Origin of the sequence: Aeromonas sp. QDB63 (genome assembly GCF_027707425.1) — a bacterium.
Lineage (GTDB): Bacteria > Pseudomonadota > Gammaproteobacteria > Enterobacterales > Aeromonadaceae > Aeromonas > Aeromonas caviae.
In genome coordinates, this window is record NZ_JAPCIS010000049.1 from 1 (window position 1) to 22,002 (window position 22,002).

Below are 22,002 nucleotides of genomic sequence, written 5' to 3' on the forward strand. Positions count from 1 at the left end.
GCCATGCGAGAGTAGGACACTGCCAGGCACCCAATACAAGAAACCCCGCTCACTCGAGCGGGGTTTTTTATTGCCTGTAATTTATTTTTTAGATAATAAGTCTGGCTAATGCACAAAATCCAGTCTATTACATCGATAAACATTGCTATTCAGCCAGTATCACTGCCTTTCAAACGGCTCTATCTCTCTTTCTCACCTGGTTGAGCGCCAAGTATCTCCGGCTCAAACGCTATTCCCTTCCTTGATAATCACTATCGCCGGAAACGGGAGTGACAAGTACTTCAGGATCCATAGACTGTTTCTTTCATGTACAAGGAGCTGTCTATGTTGGGGATCCACGATCTGGCGTTGTTTGTCGTTTCTGGCCTGCTGTTGAACATGATGCCTGGGCCTGACTCCCTGCTCATCATGCTGCGCAGCGGCTCCCAGGGCTGGCGTGCAGGGTCCATGGCGGCATTGGGTATCGGGACAGGTACCATGGTGCATGTGTTGGCGGCGGCGCTGGGACTGTCTGCCCTGTTGAGTGCCTCCGCCGAGCTGTTTGCCGTCATCAAGCTGATGGGGGCGCTCTATCTGGTCTATCTCGGTGTGTCCATGCTCTGGCAGAGGAGTGGCACTTCAACGTCTGTGGATGGGGCTGTGGCGCTGCCTGCGCTCTCTTATGGGCGCATCTTCCGGCAGGGGTTGCTCACCAATGTCCTCAATCCCAAGGTGGCGCTCTTTTTTCTCGCTTTTGTGCCCCAGTTCATCGATCCCGCTTCACCGCAAAAGGCGATGGCATTCATCGTGCTGGGCTGCATCTTCAATCTCAACGGCATGATCTGGTGCCATCTGCTGGCGTTTTCCACCGCGTTTGCAAGCCGCAAGGTGCGACTACCCACCCGGGTGGCCACCTGGCTGAATCGTGTGATGGGGGGGCTGTTCGTGGGGCTTGGTATCAAGCTGGCGGTGGAGTGAGCAGGTAAACACCGGGCATAGAAAAAGGCGTATCCCATCGCTGGGATACGCCTTCGTCTGCACTGCAGCAGAATGACCGGGATCAGTTCATGCCGTAACGCTTGAGTTTCTTGCGCAGGGTGCCGCGGTTGATGCCCATCATCACGGCGGCGCGAGTCTGGTTGCCACGGGTGTACTGCATGATCACGTCCAGCATGGGAGCTTCGACTTCGGAGAGAACCATATCGTACAGATCAATCACTTCCTGACCGTTCAACTGGGCCAGGTAGTTACGCAGGGCCTGTTGCACAGAGTCACGCAGGGGGCGTTGGGTCGGCTCGGCAGCGTGATTGTGAGTAGTTGTTACCAATGCATCAGAAGTCAGGGTTTGTTCGAACATATTCGGTCGGCTCTTTAGTTATGCGTTAACCTAATCCATCGAAATACGCTTCGAGTGCCTCGAGTTGTGCGTCTGCACAATCCAGGGCATTGAAGTGCTTACGGAATTCTCGGCCCGCCTCTTCTTCATCCAGATACCAGCCCACGTGTTTACGGGCAATGCGCGCTCCCAGATAGGCACCGTAAAACTGGTGCAGATTGGTGACATGCTCGTTCATCAGGGTGCGAACCTCTTCCCTGTCGGGAGGCGGCAGCTTGGTGCCCGTTTCAAGAAAATGGCGGATTTCCCGGAAAATCCAGGGTCGTCCTTGCGCAGCACGGCCGATCATCACGGCGTCGACACCGGTATAGTCGAGGACATACCGGGCTTTCTCCGGGCTATCGATGTCGCCATTGGCGACAACAGGAATCGATACGGCCTGCTTAATCGCCCTGATAGTGTCGTACTCCGCTTCGCCCTTGTAGAGGCAGGCACGGGTACGACCATGCACGGCAAGGGCCGCGATACCGCAATCTTCGGCGATTCGGGCGATCTCCTCGCCATTGCGGTTATCCGGATCCCATCCTGTGCGGATCTTCAAGGTGACAGGTACTTCCACCGCATCCACCACGGCCCGGCAGATGGATCTGACCAGGTCTGGCTGACGCAGCAGGGCGGAACCTGCCAGCTTCTTATTCACTTTTTTTGCCGGACATCCCATGTTGATGTCGACGATCTGAGCGCCCTGCTCCACGTTGTAGCGGGCAGCAAACGCCATCATCTCGGGGTCGGCACCGGCAATCTGGACCGATCGCAAGCCGCCTTCAGCAGAGTGATCCATTCTCATCCGGGTTTTCTGGGTATCCCAGACATCCGGGTTGGCCAGCAGCATCTCGGAAACGGCCATACCGGCTCCCAAACGTAAACAAAGTTCACGAAATGGTCGGTCTGTTACACCGGCCATGGGGGCCACGATCAGGGGAGTTTCAAGCGTGTGGGGACCTATCTGCATTCCACGGTTACCATCGGCTTAGGGCGGCGTATATTACGCATTTTTTAGTCAGGAGAAAAGGTTAGTATTTGAGCGTCAGCCATTTTTTTCTGAAAAAAACGTCGCGCCAAGGCTTGCAAATTCAGGAGTGCTTGAAAATCGGACATATTGTCTGTGACCATGGTCAGGAGGGCGCGAGTGAGGGGGATGGTGATTTGTGAGTCTCCCTCTCAAGCCGGTTTAGGCTATGATAGCGGGCCTGAATTGAGCAAAGACTCTACACAATTTCATTACAAACGGATCGGGGATGTATGACGGTAAAGTTCATCAAGTCGCTCTGCCCATGCCTGCTGGGTATCGTGCTGGGGTCGGCTCAGGCGCAGACGGTCAGCTTTACCGAGGCCTGGAGCCGGGTCATCCAGCAGGATGACGGCTTGGCGGCAGAGCAGGCCGGGGTGGAGCGGGCCCAGCAACTGCGGGAGGCGGCCAAGGCCATGTACCTGCCCAAGGTGGATGTGGGGGCCAGCTATACCCATCTCGATCAGCCGATGGAGCTGGACATGCTGGATCTCAACCCCATCGCCAATCATCCGGAATTCGGCAAGGTGCTGGGGCCTGTGATGCAGGCACTCAACCTCAGCCCGAGCGATTTCGTCACCCCCCTCACCAAGCAGAACGTGGTGACCAGTTCGGTCAAGATGCTATGGCCGCTCTTTACCGGCGGGCGCATCGATGCGGCCCAGGATATTCGTCAGGCCCAAGTGAGCGAGGCTGAGCAGTTGCTGGTGCTCAAACAGCAGTCCACCTTCGAGAGCCTCTCCCAGACCTACTTCGGGGTGGTGCTGGCGGCGCAGGTGGTGCAGACCAAGCAGGAGATCGAGCAGGGACTGGCACACCATCTGGATAATGCCAAGAAGCTCGAAGCCCAGGGGCAGATCGCCAAGGTGGAGCGCCTCTCGGCCCAGTCTGCCTATGACAGGGCACGCATCGATACCCAGAAGGCCAGGCGCAGCCTGGAGATCGCCCAGCTAGCGCTCGGCCACATGCTCAAGCTCAAGCAGGCTGAGCCCAATACCGCCCTCTTCATCAACGAAGGGATGCCAGCCTTGTCTCCCTTTGTGGAGGAGACCCTGTCGGTGCATCCCGGTCTCAAGCTGTTGACGGCCAAGAAGGAGCAGGCCCAGGGGATGATCAAGCTGGAGAAGGGCAAATACGCCCCCGAGCTCTTCCTGTTCGGCAACTACAACCTCTATGAAGATGATTCCATCGTCTCCAAGACCACACCGGACTGGCTGGTTGGTGTCGGGGTCAGCATGCCGCTGGTGAGTCGTGATGGCCGCTCCGAGACGGTCCAGGCAGCCAAGAGCGCCGAACTCCAGGTCAACCTGCTGCAAGCCAAGACCCGCCAGGATCTGGAGCTGCTGGTCGAGAAGACCTGGCGCGAGGCTGCCCAGGGACTGGAGGAGTATCACTCTCTCTCCTCAACCCAGGCGCTGGCCGAGGAGAACGTGCGGTTGCGTGACAAGGCATTCGGTCAGGGGCTCTCCACTTCCCTTGATGTGGTCGATGCCCAGACCCAGCTTGCCGGGGTCAAGACCCAGCGCGCCGCCGCCGCCTATCAATACGTGATCTCCCTGGCCCGCCTGTTGGCACTCTCCGGTCAGATGAACTGTTTCAACCAGTATCAGCATGGCCAGGCGATCGAGGTGAACTCATGATCGCGCTCTCTTCCACTCCGTTATTCATGTCCGTTTCGACCGTCAAGGGTCGCCCGTTTGCCGAGGTGAATTCATGAGTCATCCCCCCATCAAGAAGAAGATGAGCCAGGGCAAGCCCTGGCTGCTGCCACTGGCGCTGGTATTGCTTGTGCTCTGGCTTGGCTGGCGCTTCTGGCTGGCCTATCAGCCGGAGCCGGTGCGTCTGCAGGGGCAGATAGAGGCGCAGCAGTATTCGGTCTCTTCCAAGGTGGCGGGCCGCATCGACGAGGTGCTGGTGAAGAAGGGGGATCAACTGACCAGGGGCCAACTGGCGTTCACTCTGGCGAGCCCGGAGATCGAGGCCAAGCTGAGTCAGGCCAAGGCCGGGCAGGCCGCGGCTGGCGCCATGGCCGAAGAGGCCGAGAAGGGGGCTCGAGTGCAGCAGATCGCGGCCGCCAAGGATCAGTGGCAACAAGCCAAGGCAGCTGCCCTGCTTCATGGCAAAACCTACGAGCGCATTGCCAGCCTGCATCGGGATGGCGTGATGTCACTGCAAAAGCGTGACGAGGCCTGGACGGCCTGGCAGGCGGCGAAGTACAGCGAGGGCATGGCCTGGCAGCAATACCAGATGGCGCTGGAAGGGGCACGGGAAGAGACCAAGATCGCGGCCCGCGAGCAGGCCAAGATGGCGGCTGGCGGAGTGGCGGAAGTGGAAGCCTATCTGGCCGATACCCGCATCGCCAGCCCACACGAGGGGGAAGTCGCCCAGGTGCTGCTGCGTAGCGGCGAGCTGGCTCCCCAGGGCTTCCCCGTGGTGACCTTGCTCGACATGAAGGATGCCTGGGCCCAGTTCCATGTCCGTGAGGACCTCTTGCCAAGGTTCCCGGTCGGTACCGAGTTTGATGCCCGTATTCCCGGCCTGGGGGATCAGCTGGTGCGCTTCAAGGTGACCCATGTGGCCGTGATGGGGGATTTCGCCACCTGGCGTGCCACCGACACCCGCCAGGGGTTCGACATGAAAAGCTTCCAGGTGGAAGCGCGCCCCTTGCAGCCGGTTGACGGGCTGCGGGTCGGCATGAGCGTGCTGGTCGAGCTCTGATGGGACGCGAATGGCGGTTGCTCTGGCAGGACCCGTTCGGCCGGGCGCTGGCGAGCTGGGTCCCCTTAGTGCTGATAGGGATCCTGTGCTGGATCTTTTCAGCCGGCCTGGCGCGGGATCTCAAGGTCGGTCTGGTGGATCTGGATCGCAGCACCCTCTCCCGACAACTGGCGTTCTCTCTCGATGGTTCCGCCGGGCTCAAGATAGCGCAGCAGTTTGACGCCATCGACGAGGGGGCCAGGGCACTGCGTGGGGGAGACATCTATGCCCTGGTGGTGATCCCCCATCACCTGGAGCGGGATGCCCGCGAGGGGACCCAACCCAGGGTGACCGTGTTCAACAATGGCCAGTTCATCCTGATTGCCAAGCTGGTCAACTCCGCACTGGCCCAGGTGGTGGGAACTCTCAATGGCCAGGTAGGGGTGTTGGAGGCCATGGCCGACGGCAAGACGCTGCCCGGTGCCCTGGGACAATCCGTACCCATTGCGAGCCAGGTTACCGCGCTCTACAACATCAATTCCAGCTACGCCCAGTTTCTGCTGAGCGCCCTGCTGCCTGCGGTGTGGCAGATCCTGGTGGTGCTCTATGGCCTGAACGCCCTGGCCCGCACCGATCGCCTCGGGTTGGACTGGACCACCAGAGGGGTCTGGTTCGGCCTCTGGCGTACCCTGCTGCCCCATGTGCTCATCGGCTGGGGGTGGGGTCTGGCGTGGAGTCTGCTGCTGTTCAAGGGGCTGGGGTACCCCATGCAAGGCAGTTGGCTGGTGCTGACGGCGGGGTTGGGACTGGCGTCAGCCGCTTGCGTCACCATGGGGGCTTTCTTCTACGCCATCATCCGGGATCCGGCGCGGGCGCTCTCTCTGGCCGGCGCCTACACGGCGCCGGGATTTGCCTTCATGGGGGTCACCTTTCCGGTCAGTGCCATGGGTGATGTGGCCCAGTTCTGGCGCAGCCTGCTGCCCATCTCCCACTATGTGGAGCTGCAGATCGGGCAAACCAATTATGGTCAACCGTTGACGGCGGCCCTGCCCCAGCTCGGGGCTCTGCTGCTGTTTCTGCTGCCCCTGTTGCTGGTGGTACACCGCTACCGGACGCCGTCGGGCGCGGCCCTGCCCCATGAGGAGTCCAGGCCATGATGGGATTCTGGGATCTGGTGCGCCTTGAGCTGCGCACCCTCTTGGCGGATCGCGCCATCATGCTGACCCTGTTTGGCGGCGTCTTCTTCTACTCCTTCCTCTACCCCCAGCCCTACCTGCACCAATTGCCCAGGGAAGAGCCCGTGGTGGTGGTTAACGAGGATGGCAGCCAACTCTCCCGCCAGCTGGAGTTCATGGCCGATGCCACGGCGCAGGTGAAACTGGTGGCCCGTGCCGGTTCGCTCGACGAGGCCCGCCAGATGATGCTGACCGGCAGGGCGAGCGGCATTTTGCACATTCCCCGCCACTTCTATCGGGATCTGATGCTGGGCAGGAGCGTGACCCTGGGTTATGCCGGAGATGCCTCCTACTTCCTGGTCTATGGCACCATTGCCGAAGGGCTGGCCCAGGCGGGGGGCACGCTCGCCGCCCAGGTGAAGGTGGCCAGGTTGCTGAGCCAGGGCGAGGCGCTGCCCCAGGCCGCCATGGGCTGGAACGCGGTGGCCCTCAATGTGCTGCCGGTATTCAACCCCACCATGGGCTATGTGAACTACGTGGTGCCTGCGGTATTCGTGCTGATCCTGCATCAGGTGTTGCTGATGGGGACCGGCATCCTGGGGGCGACCCAGAACCAGCGCAGCCGCCGTGGCGAGTCAGGCTACTGGCAACATGCTCCCGTGCCGGCCTTGTTGCTGGCCCGCACCCTGGTGGTGGGGGCTCTTTTCGTCCTTCCGGTGACCTACTTCTTCGGCTTCTGCTTCGATCACTACGGTATTGCCCGCACCGCTGTACCCGGCGAACTCTGGCTCTTTACCCTGCCGTTCCTGTTGGCCACCACCTGGCTCGGGATCGTGCTCGGCGCCCTGTTCACCCGCCGTGATCTACCGACCCAGGTGGTGCTTGTCTCCTCTTTGCCGCTGGTCTTCCTGGCCGGTTTTATCTGGCCCCTTGAGCTCATCCCGGCCCCCCTCAACTGGCTGGCCCAGTGGGAACCGAGCACGCCGGCCATCGAGGGATTCCTGCGCCTCAATCAGATGGGGGCCGACTTTGCCCAGGTCTCCCGCTACTGGTGGCAGTTGTGGGGACTGGCGCTGCTGTATGGCGCTCTGGCGTGCTGGTTGCTCCGATGGCGTCAACCGTGCCCTGCAATGCGGCCGGATGATGGGATGACAGCGTCTTCCACCGACTAGGCCCCTTGCAACTACACGGTCAGCCATTGGGCTGACCGTGTTGCCATTCACAGGGATCATGGCTGATTCAGACCCGAATCGCCGATGGCATAGATCTGGCCGCACGCCTCCTGGTCGGTGAGCAGTTGCAAACCCCGTATAGCCACATCCTGGCGCCTGACCAGGCCATGCCTCTCCTGCCCCTGGCTCAGGATGGCCTGACCCGTGGGCTCCCCATCCTGCAACCCTGCGGGGCGTAAAATGGTCCACTCAAGGGTGCTTGTCTGCAGCCAGCTTTCCGCCAGGCTCTTGAGGCGTACCTCGTGTCCGAAGGCGGCGCGAGCCCGTTCGGGCAGGTATTGCCAGCTGTCGCCACAACCGAGGGAGGTGACCAGCAGCAGGCGGCTGAGCCCGGCGTGCTCCATCTCGTCGATCACATGGCGGTTGCCCTGATAATCCACCGGTGCACTCTGGCGAAAGCCGCCGAGGGTGGAGACTACCCGGGCATCCCTGTCCGCCAAGCGGCAAGCCTGGGCCACGGCCTGGGGGTCCAGGGCATCCCCGATGACGACCTCGACTCCCAGGGTATGCAGCTCGCTGGCCATGTCGGCATGGCGCACCAGGGCAACGACCCTGTGGCCCAGTTGCAGTGCGTGGTCGGTGAAGGCGCGGCCCAGTCCTCGACTGGCACCGAAGATGAGTGTGGTTGGCATGACAGGCCCTCTCGAACAAAAGAGCAAGCCTAGAGCCTGGATGGCTCTCTGTAAATGAGAGTGGTTTTTATTTGTGAGGTGCAGGGGATATGAAGGGCCGGACATCAGGGACGCCGGCCCGACGGGATCAACCGTTGTAATGGCCGATGCTGGGACGGCGGCTGGGTCCGCTCAGGTGGATGTCCACCGGATTGAACGCCTTGATCGCCTCATAGCTGAAATCACCGATGGCCTGATGCAGGCTCTGGGGGCTGTGGTTGGTGATGATGATGACGCTTTTGGACAGGTTGCGACGACGGCGCAGCAGGTGGCCGAGGAAGCTGGACTGACTCTCGGCCATCTTGGCACGGTTGGCCGCCACCTCGTCGATGATCAGCAGGTCCACCTCTTCCAGGGCGCGGCGGTACTGGTTGCGCTCCTCCTGATCCTGGATGACGTTGAAAAAGAGCCTGTCCACGATGGAGGCCCACTGCTGGAAGATCACCGACTTCTGGTGGCGCGCGATCAACTCGTGGGCCACGGCACCCGCCAGGGTGGATTTGCCGGTGCCGTAATCGCCGTAGATCAGCATGCAGCCCCCGCCGCTCTTCTCCCAGTGCTCGAAACCGCTGATGAAGTAGCGGGCTGTCTCGATGGGGTATTGCAGGGCCGGGTCACCGGAATCCATCTTGTCGAAGATCCAGTCCGGATTGAGGTCGGCCTGGGCGATCAGCTTCTGGATCCGCTCCTGGCGGGCGGCCTTCTGCAACTCGCGCACTTCGGCATTGGCCTTGGCGTCGTACTCCTTGCGCAGGGTCTCGTAGTCGTACTGGCTGCCGCCGGTTGCGGCCCGCAGTCGGAGAATACGTTGCTGCAGGCTGCTGACGTGACGCTTGAGCTCGGGATCATGAGCCCGTTGCTCCTGTCTCGCCTTGGCGATTTTCTGGCGTTTGGCCTCGATCTCTTCCAGTGCCTGGCGCATCGGGTCGTGCGGATCTGTCATGGAATTCTCCTTCTGCTAGGGCTGTGGCTGGATGGGCAGGGGGTCAATAGTGCACTTCGTGGCCGCCTGGTATCAATCATTCTCCGGCTCCTGAGCTTGTGCCAGCCGTTTGGCCTCATCGATCATCTCTTGCGCCCGGCGGCTCGGGCCAGCCTCTACCGGGGCTTGCGCGACCTGCTGGTACCCGGTGACCACGGTTGCCGGGCGGCGGGCGTAGCGCCGACTCTTGATGGCCCGAATAAATTTCAACATCCACTGGTGCTGGGAGTCGAACACCTCGGGGCGGCCGAGCCAGTAGGCGATGAACTCCCCGAGATCCTCTTCGCTGTAGCTGGCATCGATCACCCCGCACAGGCGTGCGAGAGCAGGCAGTTCTTCGTCCGGACGCCACTGCAGGTGCATCTGGAACGGGCGTGCCGGCAGGGGGCTGCGCACCCGCTGGCTCAGCAACGGCAACTGGAAAGGGCACTGGTGGTAGTGCTCACTGTCAGCCTGGGCCTCGACCTGAAGCAGTTCGGCCTCCATCAGCTCGTCGAGCAGCTCGGTCAGCTGGCGAGCGTTGACCTGATAGCTGAAACCACCGGGATTGCCCGGATCGACGACAGCCAGTGCCCGGCCAAGCTCGGGATAGTTGAGTCGGGCCAGCCGATTTTCCAGCACCAAGCGGCGCAGTTGCAGGGTATAGAGGCTGCGGGCCGGATGGGAGAGTCTGGGATGGGCGAGGGCGCTGTATTCGGCTGGCGTCATGGTCTGCTTCACGATCTGGAGTGGAGGGCATTATCCCTCATGGCGGTGCCTCATACAATTCATGGTGCCGACCTGCGAGAGAACGGCTGCCGGGCGACGGTTGCTGATCATCTCTGCGCAAGGGTGCAAGCAAAATAGTCGGACCATTTCAAACGCTTGGCAGATACCAAGGCCAGCCCGGCTCGCTGCTCGACAATATTGTGTGGCGGTATCCAGCGCCCATGATCTAGTCTTAATGCTCAAATAACCATTTGACTAATAAGAGCTTTGTCAAGATGTCAAAAGCCGGACTACGGATCTTGGTGGTAGAAGACGAAGCGGTTTTTCGCCACTCACTGGTATCTTATCTCGAGCACGACGGGGCCTGCGTCTTTCAGGCAGAAGACGGGATTGAGGGGCTCTCTGCCGCAGCGCTCTATCACCCCGATGTGGTGTTGTGTGATCTGAACATGCCGAACATGGATGGCCATGAGGTTATTGCCTGCCTCACCGCCCGCTATCCACAGGTGCCCGTCATCGTCATCTCCGGTCAGGATCAGATGGCTGCGATCGAGCGTGCGCTGCGGGCGGGGGCCAGGGACTTCTTCATCAAACCGGTGAATGACTATGAGCAGATCCGCCGCAGCATCGAGCAATGCCTGACAAACCTCGGGCATCAGAGCCAGCAACTGGAGCTGATGGAACACATCGACTTCTTCCGTGGCCACGATCTGGCGAGCAGCCGGCTGCTCGCCTGGTTGGCCCCCCCTGGCATGCAGGAGTGGGGGCCCTGGCAGGTCACCTTTGCCGGCATGGGCAATCTCTTCATCCCGGATACCTTCAAACTGGACGACAAGCTGCTGGTACTGGTGATGGAATTGCCCATCCTCGGTGTGGATGCGGCCTTCTGTGGTGCCTTGGTGCGATCCCTGATGAACGGCCCCTATCGCCAATACCAGCAACAAGAGAGCCTGCTGTTGACCCAGCCACACCGATTGCTGGATTACCTCAATCTACAACTGCTGGAGTCGGGCCTGCGTCACTCCTTTGCCATGGCGGCCCTGCTGTTCGATCAGGAGGATGGGCTGCTTTTTGCAAATGCCGGGCTCACCTCACCTCACTGGTTGATGCGTGCAGGGGGGTTGCCGCTCGGCTTGATGCGCAGCAGTCGCTACACGTTGCACAGGCGAAGCTGGCACGAGCCCTTTGATCTGCAGTTTCGCAGTGACAGCGGCAGCGCCCTGACGATGCAGGTTCGTCACCACTGACGCCGTGAAGTGAACACATGCAAACAGGGCGCCCATGGGCGCCCTGTTTGGTCTCTGCTGTCCTGACCGGTCAAACGGTCGCAGACTGCAGTTTCTGCTCTTGTTCTTCGGGCTCTTTGGCCGGGCCTTCGGCACCGTGCATCCAGTAGACCAGGCGGTTGGCCATGGTCAGCAGGATGAGGGCGCTGATCACGGCGGCCAGTGCGATGCCACCGAAGATGGCCATGGCGCCGGATTCGCCGACGAAGGAGCCGATGAAACCGGCGGCATAGTTGGCCAGGGCCACGAAACCGAACCAGGCACCCATCATCAGGGAGGCCAGGCGCAGCGGAGCCAGCTTGGTCACCATGGAGAGACCGATGGGAGAGAGGCAGAGCTCGCCCAGGGTATGGAACAGGTAGGCACCGACCAGCCAGAACATGGAGGTCTTGACAGCCTGATCACCACCTTGCTCCAGCACGGCACCGATCATGAACAGGAAGCCGACGGCCAGGAACAGCAGGCCCATGGCGAATTTCACCGGGGAGTTCGGCTCTTTCTTGCCGAGCTTGATCCAGATGGCGGCCACGACAGGGGCCAGGGTGATGATGAAGAAGGGGTTCAGGGACTGGAACCAGGCGGTCGGCACTTCGAAGCTGCCGATCATGCGGTCGGTATACTCCTGGGCATACAGGTTCATCAGACCACCGGCCTGCTCGAAGCCGGCCCAGAAGATGATGGTGAACAGGCCCAGTACCAGGATCACCTTGATGCGATCCACTTCCTGTTTGGTCAGGGGCGCTTTTTGCTCCTTGGAGCGCTGCAGGGCGGCACGCTGGGCGGCGGGCACACGGCCGATGTCGCCAAGGAAACGCTGGGCCATGGTGGCCTGCACGACCAGGGAGAGCAGCATGCCGATACCGGCGCTGACGAAGGCGGCTTGCCAGCCATAGGCGGTGGCGGCGGCGCCGCAGATCACGCCGGCCAGCAGGGAGCCCAGGTTGATGCCCATGTAGAAGATGGTGAAGGCGCCGTCACGACGGTGATCCCCTTCTTTATACAGGTCGCCCACCATGGTGGAGATGTTCGGTTTGAACAGGCCGTTGCCCACGATCAGCAAGCCAAGGCCGGCATAGAAGACGGTGTTGACCATGTCAGGGAACATGGCGTGAGGCAGTGCCAGGGTAAACTGGCCGGCGGCCATCAGCACGGCACCGAACAGGATGGCACGGCGCTGGCCCAGGAAGGTATCAGCGAGCCAGCCGCCGATGATGGGGGTGATGTAGACCAGACCGGTATAGATGCCGTACAGCTTGAGGGCGTCGGCCTGGGTCCAGCCCATGCCACCGTTGGCGGTCAGGTCGGTCAGATAGAGGACGAGCACGGCACGCATGCCGTAATAGGAGAATCTCTCCCACAGTTCGGTACTAAAGAGCAAAAAAAGCCCTTTAGGGTGACCTAAAAAGGTCCCTTTGGACGGGTTATTCATTGGAACTTCCACCTGTGTCTTATATTTTTTTAGAAATTTTATGCAAGGGCTAGGAACAAGCCTTAATCCTTATAGAACAAGCGACTTTAAATTACAATATTATGATTTAGCGATATTTTATCTATCAATGGTTGAATATTTGTTTATAAAATGAAAAAGGGCATCGAATGATGCCCAGTTTTTTATACTGCTTATCTTGTAAATATTCAGAGATTACAGCTCTTTGGCAAACTGTTTCAGCCAGCTGGTGAAATCTTTGCTGAGTTCCCGATGGCGCACGGCGTATTCCACATTGGCCTTCATATAACCGAGCTTGCTGCCGCAATCGTGGCTGCGTCCCTTCATGAAGTAGGCATTGACCTGCTCCTTTTCCATCAGCATGGCGATGGCATCGGTCAGCTGGATCTCGTCGCCGGCACCGGCCGGGGTTTTTTCCAGCAAGGGCCAGATATTGGCCGAGAGCACATAGCGACCGACCACGGCCAGGTTGGACGGGGCTTCATCCCGGGGTGGCTTCTCGACGATGGCCTGCATCGGCAGGGACATGCCTTCGCTCAGGGCCTCCCCCTTGATGTCGGCGATGCCGTATTTGTCCACTTCGCTCTCGGGGACGGCTTCCACCATGATCTGGCTGATCTGCTCCTCTGCGAACAGATGCACCATCTCCGCCAGGTTGTCCTGCTTCAGATCGCTGGCCACCTCGTCGATGAGCACATCCGGCAGCAGCACGGCGAAGGGTTGATCCCCGATGAGGGGGCGGGCACACAGTACTGCATGGCCCAGGCCTTTTGCTTCCCCTTGACGCACGTGCATGATAGTCACGTCTTTGGGACAGATGTGCTGAACCTCTTCCAGCAGTTGGCGCTTGACCCGCTTCTCCAGGGTCGCCTCCAGCTCGAAGCTCTTGTCGAAGTGGTTCTCGATGGAGTTCTTGCTTGAATGGGTCACCAGGATGATCTCCTTGATGCCGGCGGCGATGGCTTCGCGCACCACATACTGGATCAGCGGCTTGTCGACCACGGGCAGCATCTCCTTGGGGATGGCCTTGGTGGCGGGCAGCATGCGGGTACCCAGGCCGGCAACGGGGAGAACGGCCTTGCGAACAACGAGCGGTGTCTTTTTCATGGAGTGAGTCCGAAGATACAAAGTGGGCTCATGATACCCTAAGAAAAATAGGGCAGCCACAGGCTGCCCTTGGGATGACAGGGATTCAAACCGGTTACTTGACGATAATCATGTCCCGGTTTGCTTCCAGCGTGGCCGATCCGATTCCACTGACGTCCGCCAGTTGATCGACGGAGGTGAACTTGCCCTGCTTCTCTCTGTGGTCGATGATGGCCTGTGCCTTCTTCTCGCCAATGCCCTTCAGGGCGGTGAGCTCGCCGGCACTGGCGGTATTGAGATTGATCTTGCCGCTCTCCTTGACTTGGGTGGTGGCCACAGGCTTGGTCGCCGCCTTGTCGGCGGCCAGCAGAGGTTGGCTCAACAGGGGGAGGCAGCCCAGCAGCAGTGCGGCGATCAGGGTTTTCTTGTTCATGTTTCACATCCTTATGAGTCTGCCTTAGTGGCATATTTATCATTAGCTGTGTTGCGCCACTTTTTGTCTGTCAGTTTTGACACTGTATAAGTCAGTGCAAACGGCTATAAGCCGAAGATACTCACTCGGTTACACTGACCAACCCTTTGAGAGAGAACTCTTTTCCATGTATCTACCCGCCATTTCCGAACTGGAGCCCATCGCCCGCGCTGCCGGTGAGGCCATCATGTCCATCTACAGCCAGCCCTTTGCGGTGGAGTACAAGCAGGACGAGAGCCCGCTGACTGCGGCGGACAAGGGGGCCCACGAGGTGATCGTTCAGGCGCTGGCGCGTCTCACTCCCGATATCCCGGTCTTGTCGGAAGAGTCCTCCCCCGAGGTGATGGCTGCGCGACTCGGCTGGTCCCGCTACTGGCTGGTGGATCCTTTGGATGGCACCAAGGAGTTTGTCTCCCGCAACGGCGAGTTCACGGTGAATATCGCCCTGATTGAACAGGGGACCCCGCGCTGGGGGCTGGTCTATGCCCCGGTACTGGACAAGCTCTGGTATGGGGGCAAGGGGATTGGCGCCTGGCGTGTGGCTGATGGCAGGCACGAGACCATCCAGACCCGCCCTCATGACGCTGGGCAAGTGTGGCGCGTGGTGGGCAGTCGCAATCACCTGTCGCAGGAAACCCTCGAGTATCTGGCCCGTTTTGGCGAACTGGAGCGGGGCGAGATCGAGCTGGTTTCCATGGGCAGCTCTCTCAAGTTTTGCATCATTGCCGAGGGGGAGGCCGAGCTTTACCCGCGGCTCGCACCGACCTGCGAGTGGGATACGGGGGCAGCTCAGGCGGTACTGGAAGGGGCGGGGGGCAGCGTCACCCGGCTCGATGGTTCGCCGCTTTGCTACAACAAGCCTGATATCCTCAATCCCTGGTTTGTGGCCAGGGCATGAGTCACCATCGGATACGAAAAGGCCGGACAGTGTCCGGCCTTTTTCTTGTCAGCCTCGATGGGCTCAGAAGACTTTCTTGAACGGTTTGATGGTCACCTTGGCGTAGACCCCCGCCGCGACATAGGGATCCGCATCGGCCCAGGCCTGGGCGTCGGCCTGGCTGGCAAAGTCGGCGATGACGGTGCTGCCGGTGAAGCCCGCATCGGCCGGGTCCTCGGCATCGATGGCCGGGTTCGGGCCGGCCGTCAGCAGGCGGCCCTCATCCTGCAAGGCTTGCAGGCGGGCAAGGTGGGCAGGGCGTGCCAGCTTGCGCTGGGGCAGGCTGCCCGCGACATCTTCGGAGTAGATCAGATACCACATGGAACAATCCCTTTCTGGTTGCGGTTATTTTTTCTGTTCTGCGTTCTGCTCGGCAGGCATGTGGCGATAGAGATAGACGCCGCTGAGCAGGGTGAAGACCAGGGTCATGCCCAGCAGGCCGAACACCTTGAAGTTGACCCACATCTCCTGGGAGAGGTTGAAGGCCACGTAGAGGTTGAGCAGGCCGCACAGGGTGAAGAAGCCGACCCAGCCGAGATTGACGTTGTCCCAGACCCGGTCGGGGGCTTGGAGCTCCTTGCCCAGCATCTGCTTGATGAGGTTCTTGCCAAAGCCATAGCGGCCGATGAGCAGGGCGAGGGCAAAGAGTACGTTGATGACGGTCACCTTCCACTTGATAAAGGCATCATCGTGGAAGAAGACGGTGAGGCCGCCGAAGAAACCGACCAGCACGAAGGTGAACAACTGCATCTTCTCGACCCGGCGATAGCGAAGCCAGCTGTACAGGAGTTGCAGGCCGGTGACGACCACCAGGGCACCAGTGGCGGTGTAGATGTCGTAAAACTTGTAGACCGCGAAGAAGACGATCAGGGGGATGAACTCGATAAACTGCTTCATGCTGGGCTCTAGTCTCAAAATTTCACTCAGTGTACCTGCCCGTCAGACAACGGCAAATGAATAAGACCGTCCATTCTGCAGGCAGTTCCTTCCCGGGGCGGCGGGTTACTCGAACAGCTGGCTGGCAATCTGGTTGCCAAGGCGCACCTGATCGTCCAGCAATGCGCGTATGTCTGCTTCCTCGATGAGGGGGTTGAGCAGGACGGCGCGCAGCAGCGTGAGCGGTTGCTCGCCATAGCGGGAGACTGCGCGCTGGGTGCGTGAGACGAAGCTGTGCCCTTCGGCGCGCTGGGCTTTTTGCAGGGCGACGTTGAAGAGATTGATCTGTTCGTTGGCCGCCACATCGGGCTCCTGACCTTGCAGGTGGGGCGGAATGCACCGGTAGGAGAGCAGGTTCATGACAGGTGCCGACATCAGCTCGAAGGCGGGACTGGCGTCGATGAGCGCGGCCATTCGCCGCGCCCTGTCGTAGTTGGCGTCGATGAGTTGGGCATAACCCTGCTGTCCCAGCATCTGGAAGGCGGCATCCAGATAGAGCGCGTTGGCGGGACGGGTCCCCTCCAGAGTGAAGCGCCCCTGATCGAAGGAGGTGGCGCGGATGGCGTAGGGAGCCTCGCGCTTCACCGTCATCATCAGGTCCGGTTGGCGGCAGAGCAGCATGCCGGTACCGAGCGGGACCAGCAACTGCTTGTGACCGTCAAGGGTGACGGTATCGGCGTGCTCTATCCCCGTAAGCAATCCCTGATAGCGGGGCGAGAAGAGGGTCGGGCCACCCCAGGCCGCGTCCACGTGGAAGTGGATTTGCTCGCGCCGGGCGATGGCGGCCAGTTCCGGCAGCGGGTCGACGGAGCCAAAATCCGTGCTGCCAGCCACGCCGACCAGCGCCAGCACCTTGAGCTTCTGCTCCCTGCATTGTTGAAGGGCCTGTTCCAGCGCCGCCAGACTGAGCCGGTTGTGCTCGTCTGTGTCGAGACGCCAGACGCTGCGACCCCCGAGTCCCAGCAGATCCATCCCCTTGTCGAAGGAGTAGTGCATCAGCCGCGATCCCAGAATGACGGCGCCGCGATAGCCCTGCTCGGCGAGGGCGAACAGGTTGTCGCCACAGGCCCGGTTGCGGGCCAGCCAGAGAGCGGTGACGTTGGCGATGGTACCGCCACTGGTCATGACGCCGAGGGCTGCATCCTTGGCATGCATCTGGGCTGCATAGAAGGCGTCGTCCTGGCGGTAGACCAGACGGTGCAGCTTGGCCAGCACTTCCCGCTCCAGAAAGCTCAGCAGACGGGAGGACTCCATCTTCATCGGGTTCTGGTTGAGCATCACCAAGAGCCGGGAGAGCTCGGCGGTGAAGGCCGGCAGCGGTGCCGTCATGTGTCCCATGTAGCGGGGAGAGGTGAGGTGCGATGCCCCGGGTACCAGGGTGGCGAGCCGTGCCAGATAGTCCCGGGGAGAGATGCCGATGGCGGGCATGCACGACTGATCGAGCTGGTGGGTGAAGCTGCCCCGCTGATAGGGGGCCTGACTGTCGTCGGAGTGATGGAAATGCTCCAGCAGGGCCGTCATGGCCTTGCCGAAATCAGGATCCGGTTGTGTAAACAGTTCAGTGAGCTTCATCGGGTTCTCCAGACCAGATTGTCGGGCAGACGCGGCCATCCGCATGGGCGGCGTCGGCGGCAGAGCATACACCAAAGGGGCGGGGGGCACAGCCATCTCTGGCCCTCCCTCTCCTCGCCCCTTTATTTTCAGCTAACACTTGTAGCCTGAAACGTCGGCCGCTAGAGTGGGCCGGTAATGGGTTGGAGGTAATGATGGATGTGACGGGGTACTCCCCACGGGAAGAGTGGGCGAATCGCCTCAGCCATGGGCTGGGGCTGCTGCTGGGCGGACTGGGACTGGTCTTGCTGCTGCACAAGGGGTGGGATCAGGGGCCCAGGGTACTGCTGAGCTACGGCGTCTACGGTGCCAGCCTGGTATTGCTCTATCTCGCCTCGACGCTCTATCACAGCGTGAGCTCGGTTGCGGCCAGACGCTGGAGCAAGCTGTTCGATCACTGCGCCATCTATCTGCTGATCGCCGGCACTTATACCCCCTTCCTGCTGGTGGCGCTCGATACGCCGCTGGCGCAAGGACTGATGGTGGTGATCTGGGGGCTGGCCCTGGCGGGGGTCGTGTTCAAGCTGATCTTCATCAATCGTTTCAAGAAGGTGTCGCTATTTACCTATCTGATGCTGGGCTGGCTGTCGCTGGTGGTCATCTACCAGCTCTATCTACATCTGGATGGTACCGGGCTCCTGCTGCTGGGGCTGGGTGGTCTCATCTACAACCTGGGAGTGATCTTCTATGTGGCCAAGCGCATCCCCTACAACCACGCCATCTGGCACCTGTTTGTGCTGGGGGGCAGTCTGTGCCACTTCATGGCCATTTATGGCTACATCTGATGGCCAACCCTTAATTGGTATTTTTGTGCTCATGAAAGCCTGAATTCGTGCGGCACCCCACAGTTGCCCCCTTCGTTTGCTGACAAGCTAGTGCCAGTTCAGTTTGGAAAGGATGCAAACGATGAGTGAGATCGCGCTTTCCATCAGCATGCTGTCGCTGGTGGCAGTGCTGGGGCTCTGGCTGGGAAACTGGCGAGTCTATGGCGTGGGTTTGGGTATTGGCGGGGTGCTGTTCGGCGGCATCATAGTGGGCCACTTCGCCGGCTTGTCCGGCTTGAAGCTGGATGAGCAAACACTTCATTTTATTCAGGAATTCGGCCTGATCCTGTTCGTCTACACCATAGGCATCCAGGTCGGTCCCGGCTTCTTCTCTTCTTTGCGCAGTTCGGGCCTCAAGCTCAATGGCTTCGCGGCCCTGCTGGTTCTGCTCGGCTGCCTGGTGGCGGCAGCGTTGCACCAGCTGTTCGATGTACCGCTGCCGGTGATCCTCGGGGTCTTTTCCGGGGCCGTGACCAATACCCCGTCCCTGGGGGCTGGCCAGCAGATCCTGGCGGAGCTCGGGGCGGCTCCTGGCTCCACCGGCCTGATGGGGATGGGCTATGCGGTGGCCTACCCGTTCGGGATCTGCGGCATCCTGCTCACCATGTGGCTCATCAGGATGTTCTTCCACATCAAGATCGAGGAGGAGGCGGTCGCTTTCGAGCAGCAGGCTGGCAAGACCAAGGAGAGTCTGCAAACCATCAACATTGCCGTGCGCAATCCCAATATGCATGGCCTGATGCTCCGCGAGATCCCGAGTCTGGACGAGGCGGACGTCATCTGTTCCCGCCTCAAGCGTGGCGACGAGCTGATGGTGCCAAAGCCCGACTCGCGCATCGAACTTGGCGACCTGCTGCACCTGGTGGGGGAGCGCCATGCCCTGCACAAGGTGCTGCTGGTGCTTGGAGAGGAGGTAGACACCTCCCTCTCCACCCGAGGGACCGATCTGCGGGTCGAGCGGGTGGTGGTCACCAATGAGCAGGTGCTCGGCAAACGGATCCGCGATCTCGACATCAAGCAGAAATACGATGTGGTCATCTCGCGCCTGAATCGGGCCGGCATCGAGCTGGTGCCGACCAGTCAGACCAGTTTGCAGTTCGGTGACATCCTGAACCTGGTGGGGCGGCTCGATGCCATCGAGGCGGTCACCAGCGTGGTGGGCAACGTGCAGCAGAAACTGCAGCAGGTGCAGATGCTGCCCGTCTTCATCGGTATCGGGTTGGGGGTATTGCTCGGATCCATTCCCTTCTACCTGCCGGGATTCCCGGCGGCGCTCAAGCTGGGGCTGGCAGGGGGACCGCTGGTGGTGGCGCTCATCCTGTCTCGTATCGGCAGCATCGGTAAGCTCTACTGGTTCATGCCGCCGAGCGCCAACCTGGCGCTGCGGGAAATAGGCATAGTGCTCTTCCTGGCGGTGGTGGGGTTCAAGTCCGGGGCCGGCTTCATCGACACCCTGATCAACGGCGACGGTCCCGCATGGATGATGTACGGTGTGGCAATCACCCTCATCCCGCTGCTGCTGGTGGGTGTGCTGGCACGCCATTATGGCAAGCTCAACTACCTCACGCTGTGCGGTCTGCTGGCCGGCTCGATGACGGATCCTCCCGCTCTGGCATTTGCCAACGGCATGCACCCCACCAGTGGTGCCAGCGCACTCTCTTACGCGACCGTCTACCCCCTGGTGATGTTCCTGCGGATCATCTCGCCCCAACTGCTGGCCATCCTGCTCTGGGCCGGTGTCTGACACCTCACGGACGGGAGCCGATGAGGCTCCCGTCTTCGTTTTGTCACAATTTATGCTATTGATTTAATTAATTTTATTCATCTTCGGCGTCCCTTCGTTTTCACCCCGAAACCCGGCTTCATTTCGGTCTGTTCATTCGATTTTTCTCACTGGTTTATGGCCTGATAAACGGGCACATTGGAGGCTGGAGCAATATGCCCTTCGATATTTCAGGAGAAACCATGAGCAATCAGCGCATCGTATTGGATCAGGATGTCGTCGTTACCCACTTGCAAGGCAAAATGTATCTGGTCGCCGCCGACGGGAGCCAGAGACTCGTTGCAGAAGGCGATGTACTGCCCAAGGATGCGGTATTGCTTGCGCCCGAAGGGGCCAGCTTCCAGGGAGGAGAGACCACGTTCACCCTGGGTTCCGGCGAGCGCCCCGAACAGGGTGACGCCGTGCTGGCGAACGCGGGTACGCCCGATGACATCGCCGCCTTGCAGCAAGCGATTCTGGACGGGACCGACCCCACCAAGGCATTCGAGGCGTCGGCGGCGGGCGGAGCCCCGGCCGCAGGCAATGCGGGGGGCGTGGCTGGTGCCAGCGGCAACGGCGGTTTCGTCACTATCGATCGTACCGGTGATGCAACCATCTCCAGCGCAGGCTTTGACAGTGCGAACCCGGCTGGCGCGGCGCCGCTGGTGGATGCGCAAAGCAGCGAGGATGAGCTGGTCGACCTCACCGCTCCCGTCATCACCGTCTCTGCCCCCGACAACACCAACGATCGGACGCCGACCCTGACCGGTACCACGGATGCCCCTGCTGGCAGCACGGTGACCCTGGTGGTGACCGATGCCAACGGCAATCAGCAGACCCTGACCGCGACGGTACAACCGGATGGCAGCTTCAGCGTGGATGTCACCACACCGCTGGCCGAAGGGGACTATCAGGTGACGGCTTCCGTGACCGATCCGGCCGGCAACACCGGCACCGCGACCGATGATGGCAGCGTGGACAGTACCGCGCCCTCGGCGCCACAAGTCGAAATCCAGGACGGCGCGGACAATGTCATCTCCGCCAACGAGCGCGAAAACGGGATGGATGTCATCATCCGGCTGCCGGGCGATGCCAAGGCTGGCGATCGTCTCGATGTGGACTGGAATGGTGATGGCGTGCCTGACTCCAGCAGAATTCTGACGACTGACGACATCGGCCGTACCCAGGTCACCCTTACCATTCCCACTACGGATCTGCCAGTCAACGGCCCCATCACTGTGGATGCTACCCTGACCGACCCTGCGGGAAACACCTCGCCCAAGGGGACCGACAACAGCGTGGTGAATGCCGCGCCTCTGCCGGGGGACGACCAGTTCACCGTGGCGGAGGATGGCACCGTCACCATCAATGTGCTTGGCAACGACACGGATGTGGATGGTGATCGCCTCACTATTACCGCCATCAACGGCCAGACCATTGCCGAAGGCGGCTCGGTAGCGATCAGCAATGGCTCCGTCACCCTGAGCAATGGCCAGCTGATCTTTACGCCGGCCCCGGATTTCAATGGCAACATCGTGTTTGAATACACCATCACCGATGGCCTAAACAGCGCCACAGGTGGGGTGACGGGGACTGTTACGCCTGTCAACGATGCGGCTGTCATTACCGGCACCGACACCGGTGGCGTGGTGGAAGACGAAACCAACCCGATCCTGACCGAGACCGGCACTCTGAGCGTGACCGATCTGGACGGGGCCGATGAGGCCAAGTTCCTGGCCGGCAACGGCACCCCGAGTGCCGGCGCACTGGGCAGCCTCGCCATCACCGAGGG

Annotated in this window: 21 protein-coding genes; 10 read left to right on the forward strand and 11 right to left on the reverse strand. The window is 60.6% G+C overall.

Features of this window, described 5'->3' with window-relative positions:
• Positions 1-324 precede the first annotated feature (324 nt).
• Positions 325-957, forward strand: coding sequence for a LysE family translocator (locus PG879_RS19425; RefSeq protein ID WP_045521897.1), 633 nt, complete (start codon positions 325-327; stop codon positions 955-957).
• Between the two features lie 82 nt (positions 958-1,039).
• Here the strand turns inward: PG879_RS19425 and fis are convergent, their stop codons facing one another.
• Positions 1,040-1,336: a DNA-binding transcriptional regulator Fis gene (gene fis / locus PG879_RS19430; protein ID WP_005309538.1), complete on the reverse strand. Its 297-nt coding sequence runs from the start codon at positions 1,334-1,336 to the stop codon at positions 1,040-1,042.
• A gap of 25 nt (positions 1,337-1,361) precedes the next feature.
• Positions 1,362-2,327, reverse strand: coding sequence for a tRNA dihydrouridine synthase DusB (gene dusB, locus PG879_RS19435; RefSeq protein ID WP_010675552.1), 966 nt, complete (start codon positions 2,325-2,327; stop codon positions 1,362-1,364).
• A 290-nt stretch (positions 2,328-2,617) separates the two neighbouring features.
• Between dusB and PG879_RS19440 the strand changes: the two genes are divergently transcribed.
• From PG879_RS19440 to PG879_RS19455, 4 genes are all read left to right on the forward strand, one after another.
• Complete coding sequence (locus PG879_RS19440; RefSeq protein ID WP_270830586.1) at positions 2,618-4,024, forward strand: TolC family protein; 1,407 nt, start codon at positions 2,618-2,620, stop codon at positions 4,022-4,024.
• Between the two features lie 73 nt (positions 4,025-4,097).
• Positions 4,098-5,102, forward strand: a complete 1,005-nt coding sequence (locus PG879_RS19445; RefSeq protein ID WP_270672285.1) for an HlyD family secretion protein — start codon at positions 4,098-4,100, stop codon at positions 5,100-5,102.
• A complete protein-coding gene (locus tag PG879_RS19450; RefSeq protein WP_201889167.1) occupies positions 5,102-6,238 on the forward strand; it encodes an ABC transporter permease in 1,137 nt (378 codons plus the stop codon). Before PG879_RS19445 ends, PG879_RS19450 begins: the two co-directional genes overlap by 1 nt.
• Positions 6,235-7,428, forward strand: a complete 1,194-nt coding sequence (locus PG879_RS19455; RefSeq protein ID WP_270830587.1) for an ABC transporter permease — start codon at positions 6,235-6,237, stop codon at positions 7,426-7,428. Before PG879_RS19450 ends, PG879_RS19455 begins: the two co-directional genes overlap by 4 nt.
• 56 nt (positions 7,429-7,484) lie before the next feature.
• Here PG879_RS19455 and PG879_RS19460 read toward each other — a convergent pair whose 3' ends face one another.
• From PG879_RS19460 to PG879_RS19470, 3 genes are all read right to left on the reverse strand, one after another.
• Positions 7,485-8,120 carry an SDR family oxidoreductase gene (locus PG879_RS19460; protein WP_111897035.1) on the reverse strand — a complete coding sequence of 212 codons (636 nt, stop codon included), beginning with the start codon at positions 8,118-8,120 and terminating at the stop codon, positions 7,485-7,487.
• A gap of 127 nt (positions 8,121-8,247) precedes the next feature.
• Complete coding sequence (locus tag PG879_RS19465) at positions 8,248-9,102, reverse strand: DnaA ATPase domain-containing protein (RefSeq protein ID WP_010675546.1); 855 nt, start codon at positions 9,100-9,102, stop codon at positions 8,248-8,250.
• A gap of 72 nt (positions 9,103-9,174) precedes the next feature.
• On the reverse strand, positions 9,175-9,849 hold the full coding sequence (locus tag PG879_RS19470; protein WP_161470299.1) for a DnaT-like ssDNA-binding domain-containing protein: 675 nt from the start codon (positions 9,847-9,849) through the stop codon (positions 9,175-9,177).
• A gap of 275 nt (positions 9,850-10,124) precedes the next feature.
• On the opposite strand from PG879_RS19470, the gene PG879_RS19475 reads away from it, so the two are divergent.
• Complete coding sequence (locus PG879_RS19475; RefSeq protein ID WP_029314797.1) at positions 10,125-11,096, forward strand: response regulator; 972 nt, start codon at positions 10,125-10,127, stop codon at positions 11,094-11,096.
• Between the two features lie 70 nt (positions 11,097-11,166).
• Here PG879_RS19475 and PG879_RS19480 read toward each other — a convergent pair whose 3' ends face one another.
• The 3 genes from PG879_RS19480 to PG879_RS19490 all read right to left on the reverse strand — a co-directional run bounded on the left by PG879_RS19480 (position 11,167) and on the right by PG879_RS19490 (position 14,101).
• The gene (locus PG879_RS19480; RefSeq protein ID WP_041212400.1) at positions 11,167-12,564 is read right to left on the reverse strand and encodes a peptide MFS transporter; all 1,398 of its coding nucleotides are present in this window, start codon (positions 12,562-12,564) and stop codon (positions 11,167-11,169) included.
• Between the two features lie 213 nt (positions 12,565-12,777).
• Positions 12,778-13,689 carry a UTP--glucose-1-phosphate uridylyltransferase GalU gene (galU, locus tag PG879_RS19485; RefSeq protein ID WP_103243668.1) on the reverse strand — a complete coding sequence of 304 codons (912 nt, stop codon included), beginning with the start codon at positions 13,687-13,689 and terminating at the stop codon, positions 12,778-12,780.
• 94 nt (positions 13,690-13,783) lie between these two features.
• Positions 13,784-14,101, reverse strand: coding sequence for a ComEA family DNA-binding protein (locus tag PG879_RS19490; protein WP_039041323.1), 318 nt, complete (start codon positions 14,099-14,101; stop codon positions 13,784-13,786).
• Positions 14,102-14,267: 166 nt separating this feature from the next.
• On the opposite strand from PG879_RS19490, the gene cysQ reads away from it, so the two are divergent.
• The gene (cysQ, locus tag PG879_RS19495) at positions 14,268-15,038 is read left to right on the forward strand and encodes a 3'(2'),5'-bisphosphate nucleotidase CysQ (protein ID WP_104452319.1); all 771 of its coding nucleotides are present in this window, start codon (positions 14,268-14,270) and stop codon (positions 15,036-15,038) included.
• Between the two features lie 63 nt (positions 15,039-15,101).
• On the opposite strand, the gene PG879_RS19500 is transcribed toward cysQ, so the two are convergent.
• The 3 genes from PG879_RS19500 to PG879_RS19510 all read right to left on the reverse strand — a co-directional run bounded on the left by PG879_RS19500 (position 15,102) and on the right by PG879_RS19510 (position 17,585).
• Entirely contained in the window at positions 15,102-15,398 is a 297-nt protein-coding gene (locus PG879_RS19500; RefSeq protein WP_213320877.1) for a YciI family protein, read from the reverse strand.
• 24 nt (positions 15,399-15,422) lie between these two features.
• The gene (locus PG879_RS19505; protein WP_010675538.1) at positions 15,423-15,974 is read right to left on the reverse strand and encodes a septation protein A; all 552 of its coding nucleotides are present in this window, start codon (positions 15,972-15,974) and stop codon (positions 15,423-15,425) included.
• Positions 15,975-16,079: 105 nt separating this feature from the next.
• Entirely contained in the window at positions 16,080-17,585 is a 1,506-nt protein-coding gene (locus PG879_RS19510) for an aminotransferase class V-fold PLP-dependent enzyme (RefSeq protein ID WP_270830588.1), read from the reverse strand.
• A 191-nt stretch (positions 17,586-17,776) separates the two neighbouring features.
• On the opposite strand from PG879_RS19510, the gene trhA reads away from it, so the two are divergent.
• The 3 genes from trhA to PG879_RS19525 all read left to right on the forward strand — a co-directional run.
• A complete protein-coding gene (gene trhA, locus PG879_RS19515; RefSeq protein ID WP_270830589.1) occupies positions 17,777-18,409 on the forward strand; it encodes a PAQR family membrane homeostasis protein TrhA in 633 nt (210 codons plus the stop codon).
• Positions 18,410-18,530: 121 nt separating this feature from the next.
• Positions 18,531-20,192 carry a putative transporter gene (locus PG879_RS19520; RefSeq protein WP_109112330.1) on the forward strand — a complete coding sequence of 554 codons (1,662 nt, stop codon included), beginning with the start codon at positions 18,531-18,533 and terminating at the stop codon, positions 20,190-20,192.
• A gap of 221 nt (positions 20,193-20,413) precedes the next feature.
• Positions 20,414-22,002 (forward strand): retention module-containing protein (locus PG879_RS19525; protein ID WP_270830590.1); only part of this gene is annotated, 1,589 nt, incomplete at its 3' end.

Bases quoted from the DNA above. Each gene is read 5' to 3' on its own strand.
- PG879_RS19425 (WP_045521897.1), top strand. From the start codon at position 325: ATGTTGGGGATCCACGATCTGGCGTTGTTTGTCGTTTCTGGCCTGCTG.
- fis (WP_005309538.1), bottom strand. From the start codon at position 1,336: ATGTTCGAACAAACCCTGACTTCTGATGCATTGGTAACAACTACTCAC.
- dusB (WP_010675552.1), bottom strand. From the start codon at position 2,327: ATGCAGATAGGTCCCCACACGCTTGAAACTCCCCTGATCGTGGCCCCC.
- PG879_RS19440 (WP_270830586.1), top strand. From the start codon at position 2,618: ATGACGGTAAAGTTCATCAAGTCGCTCTGCCCATGCCTGCTGGGTATC.
- PG879_RS19445 (WP_270672285.1), top strand. From the start codon at position 4,098: ATGAGTCATCCCCCCATCAAGAAGAAGATGAGCCAGGGCAAGCCCTGG.
- PG879_RS19450 (WP_201889167.1), top strand. From the start codon at position 5,102: ATGGGACGCGAATGGCGGTTGCTCTGGCAGGACCCGTTCGGCCGGGCG.
- PG879_RS19455 (WP_270830587.1), top strand. From the start codon at position 6,235: ATGATGGGATTCTGGGATCTGGTGCGCCTTGAGCTGCGCACCCTCTTG.
- PG879_RS19460 (WP_111897035.1), bottom strand. From the start codon at position 8,120: ATGCCAACCACACTCATCTTCGGTGCCAGTCGAGGACTGGGCCGCGCC.
- PG879_RS19465 (WP_010675546.1), bottom strand. From the start codon at position 9,102: ATGACAGATCCGCACGACCCGATGCGCCAGGCACTGGAAGAGATCGAG.
- PG879_RS19470 (WP_161470299.1), bottom strand. From the start codon at position 9,849: ATGACGCCAGCCGAATACAGCGCCCTCGCCCATCCCAGACTCTCCCAT.
- PG879_RS19475 (WP_029314797.1), top strand. From the start codon at position 10,125: ATGTCAAAAGCCGGACTACGGATCTTGGTGGTAGAAGACGAAGCGGTT.
- PG879_RS19480 (WP_041212400.1), bottom strand. From the start codon at position 12,564: ATGAATAACCCGTCCAAAGGGACCTTTTTAGGTCACCCTAAAGGGCTT.
- galU (WP_103243668.1), bottom strand. From the start codon at position 13,689: ATGAAAAAGACACCGCTCGTTGTTCGCAAGGCCGTTCTCCCCGTTGCC.
- PG879_RS19490 (WP_039041323.1), bottom strand. From the start codon at position 14,101: ATGAACAAGAAAACCCTGATCGCCGCACTGCTGCTGGGCTGCCTCCCC.
- cysQ (WP_104452319.1), top strand. From the start codon at position 14,268: ATGTATCTACCCGCCATTTCCGAACTGGAGCCCATCGCCCGCGCTGCC.
- PG879_RS19500 (WP_213320877.1), bottom strand. From the start codon at position 15,398: ATGTGGTATCTGATCTACTCCGAAGATGTCGCGGGCAGCCTGCCCCAG.
- PG879_RS19505 (WP_010675538.1), bottom strand. From the start codon at position 15,974: ATGAAGCAGTTTATCGAGTTCATCCCCCTGATCGTCTTCTTCGCGGTC.
- PG879_RS19510 (WP_270830588.1), bottom strand. From the start codon at position 17,585: ATGAAGCTCACTGAACTGTTTACACAACCGGATCCTGATTTCGGCAAG.
- trhA (WP_270830589.1), top strand. From the start codon at position 17,777: ATGATGGATGTGACGGGGTACTCCCCACGGGAAGAGTGGGCGAATCGC.
- PG879_RS19520 (WP_109112330.1), top strand. From the start codon at position 18,531: ATGAGTGAGATCGCGCTTTCCATCAGCATGCTGTCGCTGGTGGCAGTG.